Below are 13,608 nucleotides of genomic sequence, written 5' to 3' on the forward strand. Positions count from 1 at the left end.
TATAGAACATTGATAGGATGTGAAACATGGACATTCTTAGTGTAAGAGATGTGAATTTATCCGGTAAACGTGTGTTGGTTAGAGTTGATTTCAATGTGCCGCTGGGAAAAATTGGCGAAGTTTCTGATGATACGAGGATTGTGGCCGCTCTGCCGACCATAAAATACCTGGTCGATCAGGGTTCAAAGGTGATACTTATCAGCCATTTGGGGCGGCCAAATGGGGAAAAAAACAGCAAATTTTCCCTGGCGCCGGTGGCCGAAGTTTTGTCTAAAAAGCTGGACCGGCCGGTGTTATTTTTGGCCGATTGCATCGGTGAAGATATCAATAGGGCCGTCATGGGATTGCAGAATGGTGACGTTGCACTCCTGGAAAACCTGAGATTTTACGCCGAAGAAACCGGAAATGATGAAAATTTTTCCAAAAAATTGGCCGAATTGGCCGAAGCTTTTGTCAATGACGCTTTTGGCACGGCCCATCGAGCCCATGCATCGACGGTTGGTGTCACAAAATTTCTGTCGCCCTGCGTGGCTGGATTTTTGGTGGAAAAAGAGCTTAAGTTCCTGGGCGAGAAGACTTCTAATCCCGACCGGCCATTTACGGTTATTCTAGGTGGAGCCAAGGTCAGCGACAAAATTTCCGTGATAGATGCTTTGTTGGACAAGGCCGATGCCATGATTATTGGCGGCGCCATGGCCTACACTTTCATGTTGGCCAAAGGTCATTCGGTGGGAACTAGTTTGGTCGAAGTGGACAGGGTTGAGGTGGCTGTGGCTGCGATCAAAAAGGCTCAGGCTAAAGGAGTTAGGTTGTTGTTACCGTTGGATTCTGTGGTTACAGACAGGATTGATTTCGATGGGCGTTCCGTCGGCGAATTGAAAATTGTTGGTGAAGATATTCCTGATGGGTTGATGGGCGTTGATATTGGGCCGAAGACGATCGATTTGTATAAAAAAATTGTGGCTGAATCCAAAACCGTCCTCATGAATGGCCCACTGGGAATTTTTGAAATAGAGGCCTGTGCCAAAGGTACGTTCGAGATAGCTAAGACGATTGCCAGCAGCAAGTTGACGTCGATAATAGGAGGCGGAGATTCGGTCAAGGCTGTTAAAAAAAGCGGATTTACGGACAATGTGACGTTTATAAGTACTGGCGGTGGTGCGAGCTTGGAATTCTTGGAAGGCAAAGAGTTACCTGGCATAGTTGCCCTGAATAAAAAATAACCATAGATCTGGGTAAATTTGTCTGTGAATTTTATCGGAATAGACTACGGAGAAAAGAGAATTGGCCTGAGCGTTGGCGATGATGAGTTATGTATCGCTGTGCCACTCAAGCCGATAGTTCACGTCAACCGGTGCGATGTATTTTCGGTTTTGCTAAATCTTGTCATCGAGCGTAAAATTGATTTGGTGTTGGTAGGCTATCCGATCAATATGGACAATTCGGTGGGCTTCAAGGCGAAGGAGGTCGATGCCTTTATAGCAAAACTAGAAAAAATCATTGATGTGCCGGTAGAGCGTATCGATGAAAGACTTACCACCGTTCAGGCCGATGGAGTATTGGGCCCGGTGGCCAATAGAAAATCGATGAAATCCAGGATCAAAAGTCGGCGTTCCGGTGCCATCGATTCGATGGCGGCCGCAATAATTTTGCAAGATTATCTGGATTCCCTGGGCCGTAAAGCTTATGATGTTGACTGAACTTAGGTCTTTATAAAAGTGGATCAATGCCCTCGTAGTTAAATGGATAGAACACTGGCCTCCGGAGCCGAAGATCCGGGTTCGAGTCCCGGCGAGGGCGCCATCTAGGTATTGAAAAATGTCTGATCAATTCAGCCAAGTTGAACAGCGAAAGCGTGTTGCAATGCTGACCCGGCTTAAAAAGCTCAGGGACGAAATCGCCAGGCATGACCTGCTGTATTACAGGGATTCAACCCCGGAAATATCTGATTTCGAGTACGATTGTCTGAAGGTTGAGTTGGAAAATTTGGAGAAATTGATTGGCTCCGGAGAAAAAATAGAAAAATATTCACAAAAAATCGGTGACGACAGCAGTCCTGACTTTGCTTCAAGAGCTCATCTCTCCAAAATGTTCAGTCTGGATAACACCTATAATCTCGCCGATGTGAAACATTTCGACGAAAGAATTAGGCGTAAAATTGGCCCGGGGGATGTAACCTATGTCATTGAACCAAAGATAGATGGAGTAGCAATAAACCTGATCTACCGGGATGGTAATTTGCTCTATGCACTCACCCGCGGCGATGGAACCCAGGGAGACGATGTGACCAAAAACATCAAAACAATCGATGGGTTTCCGAAAAAAATCGATTGGCCAAATGGTTTTGTGGAGTTTCGTGGTGAGGTTTTTATAACCAATGACGTTTTTAAGAAAACCAACGAGAATAGGATAAAAAATGGTGAAGAACCCTTTGCTAATCCAAGAAATCTTGCTTCGGGCACGGTCAAACTGCTGGATACTAATTTGGTGGCCGAGCGAAAGCTGAATATGGTTTTGTATGGAATAAGTCATTGCGATGGAATTGAATACGACACGCAGGCCCGGGTCTTGGAGATCATGAAGCAAAAAGGCTTTCCGATTCATGATGTGTATTTTTTAGCCACGGGTCTGGACGAGGTCTATGAGAAAATAGAAAAGCTAGGTTCGATAAAAAACACCTTGGGCTACCCAACCGACGGTGCAGTATTGAAAGTCAATGACCTGAAATATCATGGTGTGCTGGGCTGGACTTCCAAGTCACCAAGATGGGCTTTCGCCTATAAATTTTCTCCGGTCCAGGTGGAATCGGTGATTGAATCCATAGCGCTGCAGGTTGGTCGGACTGGCGTTATCACACCGGTGGCCGAGTTTAAACCCGTAATTATCTCTGGTACAATGGTTTCTCGCGCTACTCTTCATAATGAAGACGAGATAAAGCGCAAAGACATCCGGGTTGGCGATGAGGTTGTAATAGAAAAGGCCGGTGAAATAATTCCGGCCATAGTGGCCGTTAACCTGGCCAGGCGCGATAATGCCACGGTGCCTTTTGTTTTTCCAAAAACCTGTCCCTGCTGTGGATCGCTGCTGGAAAAATCCGACGATGATGCCCTTTGGAGATGTAAAAATTTTCGATGTTTTGACCAGGTTCATGGTAGGATTTTACATTTTTCGTCCAGAAATGCCATGGACATTCGTCAATTCGGATCGGCTGTCATAACTAAATTTATGGCCGTCAAACTGATCAATGACATCGACGACATATATGACCTGAAAATATCCAACATTATTTCCATTGATAATTTTGGGCTAAAATCTTCGGAAAATCTGTTGGCCGCAATAGAAGCTAGTAAACGCCGGGACTTATATAGATTGATCTATGGGCTAGGCGTTCCGTCAGTTGGGTTACAAACGGCTAAGGATCTGGCGGTTAGATTTAATTCATTGGATAGCTTGATTGGTGCAGACTTTGATCAATTGCTGGCGGTTCCCAGAGTCGGTGAAAGAACGGCCAGGGATATCATCGGTTTTTTTTCCATGAAACAGGTGATTGATACCGTTGAAGCACTTAGAGCCCATGGCGTTAATTTTTTAAAAATATAAAAAAAAGTCAGCGAAATCTGATAAGCCTATTCAACCTAACTACATATTTTTGAAGTAGTTCCCTGCGCATTTTGGGCGATGCTTTTTCGTATTTATTTACCAGTATGTCCGGAATGGTCTCGATCATTAGGTCGATGAATTTTGGCTCAGGGTTTCCAGCCATGCTATCTGGAACAACTTCGTTTCCTGCTGAATCAAAGACGGTGGCCTGCTCAATGTTGAAATGTTTTGGCGGCAGGCTAATATCCATGTAATTGAGTTCTGGAGTTGCCGAGACGGAATTGGTTAACCCACATAGACTTACTTGAAAATCAATCACATTTGGTAAGATCAGGTTATATATGTCTTCCTTTTCATTGGCTGATCTGCTGGCATTTGGCTTTGAACTGGGCAGAACATGTGGCCCATCCGTTAGGTTGTGGGCATCCAGTTCACTGCGTAGCATAAAGATACCCATCACGCTGGACAGAACAGCGGATTTGCTCATCAGATAGTAATAATCCTGGGGTAGTTTGGCCAACTTGAATTCAACCAGGGACATTTTTGACAGAAAATCGTTGTTTTGACGGCAAAATGATAGGCTTGTGCCATCATTGTCATAGCGCAGGGCCATATGGGCGACATGGCAACTGGGCACTGGGATGGTTGAATCGGTGATCGCGGCTTCAATTTTATCCAGACAAAGCAATGCATCGCAGTGAGCCTTGTCTATCGAAGCTTTTATACGCCAAGCAGTTATGGCCACATTCAGGCCGCTTCCAACTAACCAGGAAATGACCACAGCGATGGCACTTGCCAGCAAAATTTCCAGTATTGTAAAGCTCCTCGTGTTAAATTTCGCCATTTATTTACCAAAAAATACATAAATAAAAATTTTTAAAAGTGAATAGAGGAATTCTTAACTTGCACCGGCATACTGTTTTATTTTAGATAAATTCGTCCGGAGAGATGACAGAGTGGCCGAATGTGCCCGACTCGAAATCGGGTGTACCAGCGATGGTACCGAGGGTTCGAATCCCTCTCTCTCCGCCATAACTTAATGGGCTGGAAATAGTTATTGACAAGCTATCTGTATACTGCAGTATGGTTTCATCTTTTTAAAGGAGAAAAAGTTATGTTCATTGATATAAATAAAGTTAAAAAAGTTCTAATGGTTGTCCTTTGTGGAATAGTAATAAACAGCAGTTGCTTTGGAGGAGGAGGAAAGGATGATAAAAGTGAAGATAAAGATAAAGAGGGTGTACTTATAGGCGGAGTTACTAAAACAATTGAAATAAAACCTACCAAGTATACTTCTTTGAAATCGACTAGAGAGGCAAGGAATTTTGCGATGGATTTAACAGATAAGAAGAAAGGGAAAGTCATGGCCGCATCAAATTCAGGAGAAGAGATGAAAATTAGTGATGTGGTGAAATTGGTTTTGCGCAATACTCTAAAGGACTTGATTAAAGAGGATGTGGATTTAGATAATATTAAAGGCGAGGAATTAGTTGATAAATTTAAAGACAGTAAAAAGGATAAGGCGTTTTTTGTGTCCATATTATGGACAATTCAGAGTATGTTGATTGGGTATAGTGTAAATTCATCTATTTATTGTCTGAACCTATTTCATAAAATTGCTAAGAATTCTTTTGAAAAAGCCAGGCTATTATTATTATCTCAATGTGATCAAAATAGTAGTGATGAATATATTCCTCGCAAAGATTCAGATCGGGAGGTGATGAAGGTGGCGATTAATATGTTAAAATATGAAAAAGATGGATACACTAAGGATGCTGATGAGCTTTTAAAAAAATTGAAAGATCTGGAAAATACGCCCTATGGGTTTGGGTTTCTAGCGGGAAAAGGTGTTCTAGTGAGAAAATAAAAATTTAGATGGTAAGGAGTAATGGGATATGGAAAATTTTTTGTTGAGATCAGTGTTTATGGGCATGTTGTCCATAATGCTTTTGGTATGTAGGTGGTCGTTTGGTGGTATTATGTGTACAGGAAATGACCTTCGTATGGATGTCTTTTGTGTTGGACAGGGAAATTTTATAGTGTTAAGGATTAATGATGTGGCTCTTATTGTGGATTTTGGCATGGGTAAGAAGCATTATGACTTGGATTCGTTTTATGGATTCTTAGTTGATAGTTTTGGTGGTGTTAATGGATGTGGGATAGTTGTTACTCACAGGCATGGTGATCATTTTGATTATGGTATACTTAAGTATATATGTAGTAATAATATATTTAAGGGTACTTTTGCATATAGTGAGTATTTGGAACCATGTAATACAACAAAAGAATTATTATATCAGCATAACGATTCAGATTTGTTCAATGAAATTACTAGAAAGTTTGCTGAAAAAAATGTGTTAATTGAGGCAATTATACCAGAATCTGTTTGGCTTAATCCTATTGAAAAAAAACATAATACTGTAATTGATCATCAACATAACACTGTGGTAAAGATAAGCTATCGCGGAAGATCCATATTATTGCCCGGGGACGCCGGTGCAGCTTTGTTTGCCCATTGTTGTAACAATTTTCCTAATTTGTGTAAATATTACAGTAATTGGAATGGTACTGTTAATGGTCATACATTTAATGATTTTCCTTCATGGGTTAATAATGCCGCGGTTCTTGTTCTACCGCATCACGGCAGCTGGGCGAATGGTGAACAGTTTTGGCTGGAGGCATTTTTGAAGGATAGTAATGTGCCTAATAATCCTAAATTATGCATAATTTCAAGCGATCCTTGGTATGGCCACCATTTACCAAGGATAGATTATATGGCTAGTATGTTAAACAATGATTATATTAATAATATTAGCGGGTACGGGGTTAACCCCCACTGGATTGCATGTTTTACTAAAGATAAGCGTCAACGTACTGAAACTGGAAATGGTGTAAACGAACCTTTAATTTCTGAAGAAGAAGAAGATGGTAATGGTCAGCGTCAGCTATACATAACGCGGATAGAATCCAATGGTAACAGTGAATTAGTACAACAACAAGTACAAAATGAAAATGTAAAAATAATTGGAAAATGTAAAAATAGTAATAAATGCTCAAGGATCGAAAAAAGGGAATTAAATAGTGTGTACGATTTCATTACACAACTCCCTGTATTTTTGACAAGCTGTGCAGGATCTTGTTGTTATACAGTTGTTATTAGAAACAATGGAGATGTTCAATTGTTTGACGTAGACGGATGTATGTTCCAATCACCATACCGATAAACCACTACGATAATAATCTTGCAAAGGCGGCAGAAGAGTACAAGTATGTCCTCTTCGGAGGGTAATACCATGAGTAGTCGCATCAAGATATTGATACTGAGCTTGTTATGCTTAGTTATCGGACTGGGAGGTGGATGCGTTAAAAAAGAAAGTACTGCCATACTTAGAGTCGGCAATTCCATAGATCCAAGCTCGTTGGATCCTCAGGTGGCCAGCGGTGTCAGCGAAATAAAGCTGTTGGCTGCGCTGTTCGAAGGTTTGGTGGTTCTTCACCCGGAAACCCTGGAGCCGATGCCTGGCATGGCAAAATCCTGGACCGTATCGAAGGATTTTCGTAAATATAAGTTCAAACTTCGAAAAGATGCCGTTTGGTCCAATGGTGACCCTGTTATCGCTGAGGATTTTGTTTTTTTGGTAAAGAGGGGACTGTCGAAAAAATTAGCATCGCCCTGGACGGATATGTATTTTTTCATAAAAAATGCCCGAAGCTATTACGATGGTGAATTGAATGATTTCGATAAGGTTGGGATCAAAGCAATTTCTAAAAGAAGGCTGAAAATAAAATTAGAAAATCCTGTTCCATTCTTTCTATCGATCGTTTCCCATTCATCCTGGTTTCCGGTTAACGCTAGGACGGTTTTGGACCATGGACACATGGACGATCGTACTTCCAGGTGGACAAAAATCGGGAATATAGTCACAAACGGTCCATTTGTGGCTAAATCCTGGGTTTTGTCGGACAGATTTGTGGTGGCTAAAAATAGAAACTATTGGGACAGGGACATGGTCAGGCTAAAGGAAATACATTTTATTCCAGCAGATGCGGATACGGAAGAAAGAATGTTTCGAAGTGGTGAAATCGATATTACAGAAACCGTGTCCATATCCCAAATAGAACGATATAAAGGTTCGGATTGTCTGAAAGTCAATAATGGCCTTGGCTGTGTGTTCCTTTGGCTGAATTGCCAAAAAGCTCCGCTGGATAACAAAAATGTGCGCAAAGCCTTGAGCTTCGCAATAAACCGCGAGGCCCTGTGCAAAATATCCAACCGAGGGGAAAAGCCTGCCTATTCGTTAATACCACATGGCACAATGGATTATAAGTCCAAGGATCTGTTCCAGGAAGATATGGATGCGTCAAAAAAACTACTTGAGGAAGCCGGGTTCAAAAATGGCAATGGCTTCAGGTCGTTGACCTTTTTGTATAACACTTCCGAGTCCATCAGGTTTATCGCCGAGTCTACCAAAGAAACATTGAGAAAAAGTCTCGGTATAGATGTGGTATTGGAAAACGAAGAGTGGAAGGTTTTCCTGGATTCTAGACGCAGTGGACGGTTCGATATCGCTAGAGGTGGCTGGGAAGGTGATTATAACGATGCCACAACCTTTTTGAATTTATTCAGGTCCGATGATCCAAATAACCATGGCAGGTGGCGTAACCCTGAGTTTGATAAAATGTTGGACAAAGCCCTAGGCGACGCAAAAAATAGATCAGAATTCTTAGAAATAGCCGAAGGAATTCTCCTAGATGAGATGCCGATTATACCGTTGTATTTCAGAACTACTGCCCATCTGGTCAACGATAAAATCGGAGGCTGGCATGGCAATGTGTTGGATTACCATCCCTGGAAAAGTATCTTTATTAATCCCTAGCCGATGGCCAGATACTGGCCAATGGTCAATGGGTCATTTCTTGATTTATTGACTTTGCCATCCTAATTTATAGACTACCTGGCGGGATGGGATTAACAGATGTATTGTGTGTCATAATGGGTGGTGGCAGAGGCACACGGTTATTTCCGTTGACAAGATATCGGTGCAAACCGGCGGTCCCATTGGCCGGTAAATATAGACTCGTGGATGTGCCTATAAGTAACTGTCTAAATGCCGGACTTAATAAGATATATATCCTAACCCAGTTTAATACAAGATCGCTCCATAGACATATAGAAAATACCTATAGATTTGACACCTTTGGTGGTGGCGGTATCGAAATTTTTTCAGCAGAGCAAACCGATGATGGTATCGGCAATTGGTACGAGGGAAATGCTGATGCAGTAAGAAAAAATATGCGTTACTTTAATGTCAATGATGATGATATAATGGTAATCCTATCCGGTGATCAGCTCTATAGAATGGATATTGCTGACTTCATTAGGCATCACATAGAAACCAAAGCCGATCTTACCATTGCTGCCAAATCAATTATGACCGCAAAGGTTTCACCCTTCGGTGTAATGAGAGTAGACAGTAACTTTTCCATCTGTGAGTTTGTCGAGAAACCAACGGATCCATCTGTGATAGAAGAGCTTACGCTTCATGGACCTCTAAGAAATAATTTGAAAGATATGTCCGATACACCCTATGCATTGGTTTCCATGGGCATATATGTTTTTAAAGTTGGTATATTGAAAAGAGCTCTGGCTGGTAGCGGAACGGATTTTGGTAAGGAAATAATACCGTCTTTGTTGAATAGGATCAGGTTAAAAGCATATATTTTTGATGATTACTGGGAAGATATAGGTACCGTGCGTTCATTTTTTGAAACCAATTTGATGCTAGCCAAGGATGTGCCGCAATTTAATTTTTTTGATGAAAAAAACCCAATATATACGCATCCTCGGGCATTGCCAGCGTCAAAAATAAATAGCTGCAGCATGAGGGAGGTCCTAATCTCCGAAGGAAGCATAATCTCAGAATCTACGTTGCGTAGATGTGTCATAGGTCAACGAGGCATTGTGGGCAGAAGTTCTTTGATGGAGAATGTGTTGATGATGGGTGCGAATATGTATGAAACCGCCGACGATGTGGCGAATAATAAAAAAATTGGGATCCCAAACATAGGTGTTGGCGACGGATGTTATATTCGTAACTGCATAATAGATAAAAATGCAAGAATTGGTAATAATGTAAAATTAACCCCAGATAGAAAGGATGATGGATTCGAATACGACGGAATTTATGTAAGAGACGGGATATTATGTGTTGGACAAGATGCGATAATTCCTGACAATACCTCCATATGATATTATAATTTTCTTGACTTGAGAGTAAAAAAGGTATTCGTGCGAGTTTGTTATTGCAACTGGAAATAAAGCATGTTGGTTAGTGTATTAGTAATGTTTTTGTTGTATGTTTATAGTGATACAATTTATCCAATTATAAATGAGAAAGTTATTTGCAATATTGATACCATGGAAACGGAGATATATAATAAGCTAAAGGCAACCAGTGGTGATGTATCACTCCAGGCTAGATTACTATTCGATAAGGTTTGGAATAATCTCGTTATCAAGTATGGTAATGAGGAGACGTTTAGAATGCCTCCATATATACTATGGCTAAATGGTGCCCCTGGTTCAGGCAAAGGTTCTAATACTCGCAGTATAATGAAGGCGACAAATATATTTTCTAAGCCGGTTGTGGTCAGCGACCTACTTAATTCAGACGACAATAAGGACCTGATCGATAATGGATCGCTTATCGATGATGAGAAAGTCGTTAGACTGGTATTTGAGAAGTTGCTAGATGGCAGCTGTAAGGGTGGCGCAATAATAGATGGTTATCCTCGTACGCTGATCCAGGCCGAGTGTGCCTATTTGCTCATGATAAAACTCCGGCAATTGCCTAAGGGTAAAAATACTAAGTTTTCTGTTGTAATTCTCAATGTGGATGAAAAGACCAGTGTGGAGAGGCAGTTATACAGAGGTAGAATTGCCGAAATGAACAACGATAATGTGAAAAGAACCGGTGTTGGTGAGTTCCAGGAGATACGTAAGACAGATATGGACCCCAAATTTGCTAGAGCCAGATACCGGACGTTTTTGGAACAAACAAAAGAAGCACTGGAGTTCATGAAGAAAGTCACCGAAGCCCATGAAATAAGCGCTGCTGGATCTTTTGAGGAAATAAAAACCAGGATATATGAGTCGTTGCGTAAAAAGATGTAACCTTTCTGTACTTTGCAGTTGATTCTTTTCCATGGATAGGTTACCAGATATTTCGAGGTTCAGGAAAAGATTCGAGGCCCTTGAGAATGAGATGGCCGATGAGAAGTTTTTCTCAGACCGAAGAAAAGCAGCTGAGTTATCCAAAGAACACAGCAGGTTAGCTTTACTTTTGTCCAAATTTGAATCCTACGAAATGATGAAAAAATCTATTTCGGACAGTGCCAATATGGCAAAAGACCCGTCTCTGGATCAGGAGATGCGTGATCTTGCAGCAGAGGATGTCGAATCAGGCAACGTGGAATTGGATAGACTGGTCCGTGATATATTACTTGCCATGATTCCCGGTGATAAAAGTGACTCACGAAATACGGTGATTGAGATCCGTGCTGGTACCGGCGGAGATGAAGCAAGTCTTTTTGCCGGAGATCTTTACAGAATGTATACCCGGTATGCCGAGAGGCGTGGCTGGACCGTGGAGATCCTCGGTACAAGTGCCTCGGAATGCGGAGGAGTTAAGGAAATTTCGTTCCTGATAAGCGGTGATGAGGTTTATAAAAATTTAAAATTTGAAAGTGGTGTGCATCGGGTTCAAAGAATTCCAACCACCGAGGCAAATGGCCGAATCCATACGTCGGCGGCTACGGTTGCAGTTTTACCTGAGGCAGAAGAGGTTGACATACATATAGCGCCGGAGGAGCTTGAGATATCCATATGTCGAGCCAGTGGTCCCGGTGGTCAGGGTGTGAATACCACCGATTCGGCGGTACAGATACTACATAGGCCGACGGGAATGATTGTAACCTGTGCAGATGAAAGATCTCAGCAAAAAAATCGCGTGAAAGCGATGACGGTCCTACGCTCCAGATTGTTACAGAAGAAAGAGGAGGAAGAACATGCAAAGTACGCCGCGGATCGCAAAAGCCAGGTAGGATCCGGCGATCGTTCCGAGCGGATAAGAACTTATAATTTTCCACAGAATAGGCTTACAGATCACAGGATTCAAATGACACTATACAGTTTGCCCCAGATAATGGACGGTGATCTGGATGAGTTGGTAAATGCACTGATTTTATTTGATACGGAGCAAAAAATTGAGGGTCTGCTAACCAACAAATGCTGATTTTGGTATAAATTTCTTGTGTATTTAGTCTAAAATTCTATAATCTAGACAGATTTGTTTTCAAATAAAAATATGGCAATTAGAGTAGCAATAAATGGGTTTGGTAGAATTGGTAGACTTGTCTTCAGGGCAATTGTAGATAGTGGGAAGTTTGGCAAAGAGATAGAAGTTGTTGCTGTCAATGACCTTGTCCCTGCGGATAATCTGGCGTATCTGCTGAAATACGATTCTACCCAGGGTAAGTTTACCGGTGAGGTTCGGGCCGATGGTGAAGAGGTGTTAATAGTTAACGGTAAAAGGATTAGGTGCCTAGCAGTTAAGGATGGGCCCGGTGCCATGCCCTGGAAAGACCTGGAAGTGGATGTGGTCGTAGAATCGACCGGATTATTTGCCAGTGATATCCTTGCGGAAGGCCATCTGAAAGCCGGTGCGAAGAAGGTTATAATATCTGCTCCAGCCAAGGGCGAAAGAGTAAAAACCATTGTGCTTGGCGTCAATCATAATACCCTAACCAAGGATCACAATATAATTTCCAATGCATCCTGTACCACCAATTGTTTGGCACCAATAACCAAGGTGATCGTTGACAATTTCGGCATAGTAGAAGGACTTATGACTACTATCCACAGCTATACAGCGACCCAAAAAACCGTGGATGGTCCGTCGCGTAAGGATTGGAAGGGTGGACGTAGTGCTGCGGTGAATATAATTCCATCCACCACCGGTGCCGCCGCCGCCGTTGGATTGGTTTTACCTGAGGTAAAAGGTAAGCTTACCGGCATGTCATTCCGGGTACCGACTCCGACGGTTTCTGTGGTTGACCTGACTGTAAAGACCGAAAAACCAACGTCCTATAAAGAGATTTGCCAAAAAATGGAAGAGGCCTCCAATGGCTATTTGAAGGGAATTTTGTGCTATACGGCCGACGAGGTGGTTTCTTCTGATTTCATCCACTGCAGCCATTCTTCTATTTTTGATGCTGGATCTGGCATCGAACTGAACCAGACCTTTTTCAAGCTCGTCAGTTGGTATGACAATGAATGGGGTTACAGTTGCCGCTGCGTTGAACTTATCGACAAAATAAAACAATTTCTTTAAACTCCATCCTATTCGATTCAAACGTTAGTTAATATTAAAAAAACAGCCTTCGGGCTGTTTTTTGTAAGTAAAGATAAAGAAAAAAAACTGCTAGGTTTTTTCAATGTCTTCAATATCAGGTATATTGCTTCGATTTATGCCGGTTATGACTATATCTATTTTATCGATATTTTTTATACCAATGTCATCGGCCAACACAATATGCAGGTGTTTTTGTAGCCTAGTACTGACCTCGGGTAGCTTCTGATCGCTAGGGATATTAAAGCTTATTTTGATATTTATTTTTTTACTTTTACAAAAAATATCTATCCTTGGTCTGGACTGCATTCCTAGGGATTCGCAGGCTTCTCGGATGGTTTCCTTTAGTACGGATTTTTTTATAAAAACCTTACCACTTTCATTGTCCAGTAGGCACAGAATTGTTTTCTTGGCAGATCGTAGGGCGATTTTTATCAGGACATAAACGGCCATTAACCCAATAAACCACAGGAAATATCTAGAGGTAACGAGGCAATAAATAACACCGTCTGTCTGAAGCTGAGTCAGCAGCCAATTATAAAAATCTCCTAACATCCGACAAAGATGTTACTAATATGATGGCACATATAAAGAAGAA

Annotated in this window: 12 protein-coding genes and 2 tRNA genes; 12 read left to right on the forward strand and 2 right to left on the reverse strand. The window is 41.7% G+C overall.

Features of this window, described 5'->3' with window-relative positions:
* Positions 1-26: 26 nt before the first annotated feature.
* The 4 genes from LBB20_00595 to ligA all read left to right on the forward strand — a co-directional run bounded on the left by LBB20_00595 (position 27) and on the right by ligA (position 3,600).
* On the forward strand, positions 27-1,223 hold the full coding sequence (locus tag LBB20_00595) for a phosphoglycerate kinase (protein MDR2735330.1): 1,197 nt from the start codon (positions 27-29) through the stop codon (positions 1,221-1,223).
* Between the two features lie 24 nt (positions 1,224-1,247).
* Positions 1,248-1,700, forward strand: a complete 453-nt coding sequence (gene ruvX / locus LBB20_00600) for a Holliday junction resolvase RuvX (GenBank protein MDR2735331.1) — start codon at positions 1,248-1,250, stop codon at positions 1,698-1,700.
* A 28-nt stretch (positions 1,701-1,728) separates the two neighbouring features.
* Positions 1,729-1,803, forward strand: a tRNA-Arg gene (locus LBB20_00605).
* A 15-nt stretch (positions 1,804-1,818) separates the two neighbouring features.
* The gene (ligA, locus tag LBB20_00610; protein MDR2735332.1) at positions 1,819-3,600 is read left to right on the forward strand and encodes an NAD-dependent DNA ligase LigA; all 1,782 of its coding nucleotides are present in this window, start codon (positions 1,819-1,821) and stop codon (positions 3,598-3,600) included.
* A 7-nt stretch (positions 3,601-3,607) separates the two neighbouring features.
* Here the strand turns inward: ligA and LBB20_00615 are convergent, their stop codons facing one another.
* Positions 3,608-4,444: a hypothetical protein gene (locus tag LBB20_00615; protein MDR2735333.1), complete on the reverse strand. Its 837-nt coding sequence runs from the start codon at positions 4,442-4,444 to the stop codon at positions 3,608-3,610.
* 98 nt (positions 4,445-4,542) lie between these two features.
* Between LBB20_00615 and LBB20_00620 the strand changes: the two genes are divergently transcribed.
* From LBB20_00620 to gap, 8 genes are all read left to right on the forward strand, one after another.
* Positions 4,543-4,632 (forward strand) — tRNA-Ser (locus LBB20_00620).
* Between the two features lie 82 nt (positions 4,633-4,714).
* The gene (locus tag LBB20_00625) at positions 4,715-5,467 is read left to right on the forward strand and encodes a hypothetical protein (protein MDR2735334.1); all 753 of its coding nucleotides are present in this window, start codon (positions 4,715-4,717) and stop codon (positions 5,465-5,467) included.
* Positions 5,468-5,495: 28 nt separating this feature from the next.
* Positions 5,496-6,824, forward strand: coding sequence for a hypothetical protein (locus LBB20_00630; protein ID MDR2735335.1), 1,329 nt, complete (start codon positions 5,496-5,498; stop codon positions 6,822-6,824).
* A gap of 69 nt (positions 6,825-6,893) precedes the next feature.
* Positions 6,894-8,477, forward strand: a complete 1,584-nt coding sequence (locus LBB20_00635) for a peptide ABC transporter substrate-binding protein (protein MDR2735336.1) — start codon at positions 6,894-6,896, stop codon at positions 8,475-8,477.
* A gap of 86 nt (positions 8,478-8,563) precedes the next feature.
* Positions 8,564-9,850 carry a glucose-1-phosphate adenylyltransferase gene (gene glgC, locus LBB20_00640; GenBank protein ID MDR2735337.1) on the forward strand — a complete coding sequence of 429 codons (1,287 nt, stop codon included), beginning with the start codon at positions 8,564-8,566 and terminating at the stop codon, positions 9,848-9,850.
* 168 nt (positions 9,851-10,018) lie between these two features.
* On the forward strand, positions 10,019-10,774 hold the full coding sequence (locus tag LBB20_00645) for a nucleoside monophosphate kinase (GenBank protein MDR2735338.1): 756 nt from the start codon (positions 10,019-10,021) through the stop codon (positions 10,772-10,774).
* 31 nt (positions 10,775-10,805) lie between these two features.
* Complete coding sequence (gene prfA, locus LBB20_00650; protein ID MDR2735339.1) at positions 10,806-11,894, forward strand: peptide chain release factor 1; 1,089 nt, start codon at positions 10,806-10,808, stop codon at positions 11,892-11,894.
* Positions 11,895-11,966: 72 nt separating this feature from the next.
* A complete protein-coding gene (gene gap, locus LBB20_00655) occupies positions 11,967-12,992 on the forward strand; it encodes a type I glyceraldehyde-3-phosphate dehydrogenase (GenBank protein ID MDR2735340.1) in 1,026 nt (341 codons plus the stop codon).
* 90 nt (positions 12,993-13,082) lie between these two features.
* Here the strand turns inward: gap and LBB20_00660 are convergent, their stop codons facing one another.
* A complete protein-coding gene (locus LBB20_00660; protein MDR2735341.1) occupies positions 13,083-13,565 on the reverse strand; it encodes a hypothetical protein in 483 nt (160 codons plus the stop codon).
* Between the last annotated feature and the right edge of the window lie 43 nt (positions 13,566-13,608).

It is taken from the genome of Puniceicoccales bacterium, from assembly GCA_031283585.1.
Lineage (GTDB): Bacteria > Verrucomicrobiota > Verrucomicrobiia > Opitutales > LL51 > JAIRTH01.

Excerpts from the sequence above, each read along its gene's own strand:
- LBB20_00615 (MDR2735333.1), bottom strand. The coding sequence starts at position 4,444 with ATGGCGAAATTTAACACGAGGAGCTTTACAATACTGGAAATTTTGCTG.
- LBB20_00625 (MDR2735334.1), top strand. The coding sequence starts at position 4,715 with ATGTTCATTGATATAAATAAAGTTAAAAAAGTTCTAATGGTTGTCCTT.
- LBB20_00660 (MDR2735341.1), bottom strand. The coding sequence starts at position 13,565 with ATGTTAGGAGATTTTTATAATTGGCTGCTGACTCAGCTTCAGACAGAC.
- LBB20_00595 (MDR2735330.1), top strand. The coding sequence starts at position 27 with ATGGACATTCTTAGTGTAAGAGATGTGAATTTATCCGGTAAACGTGTG.
- ligA (MDR2735332.1), top strand. The coding sequence starts at position 1,819 with ATGTCTGATCAATTCAGCCAAGTTGAACAGCGAAAGCGTGTTGCAATG.
- LBB20_00645 (MDR2735338.1), top strand. The coding sequence starts at position 10,019 with ATGGAAACGGAGATATATAATAAGCTAAAGGCAACCAGTGGTGATGTA.
- LBB20_00635 (MDR2735336.1), top strand. The coding sequence starts at position 6,894 with ATGAGTAGTCGCATCAAGATATTGATACTGAGCTTGTTATGCTTAGTT.
- prfA (MDR2735339.1), top strand. The coding sequence starts at position 10,806 with ATGGATAGGTTACCAGATATTTCGAGGTTCAGGAAAAGATTCGAGGCC.
- glgC (MDR2735337.1), top strand. The coding sequence starts at position 8,564 with ATGGGATTAACAGATGTATTGTGTGTCATAATGGGTGGTGGCAGAGGC.
- LBB20_00630 (MDR2735335.1), top strand. The coding sequence starts at position 5,496 with ATGGAAAATTTTTTGTTGAGATCAGTGTTTATGGGCATGTTGTCCATA.
- gap (MDR2735340.1), top strand. The coding sequence starts at position 11,967 with ATGGCAATTAGAGTAGCAATAAATGGGTTTGGTAGAATTGGTAGACTT.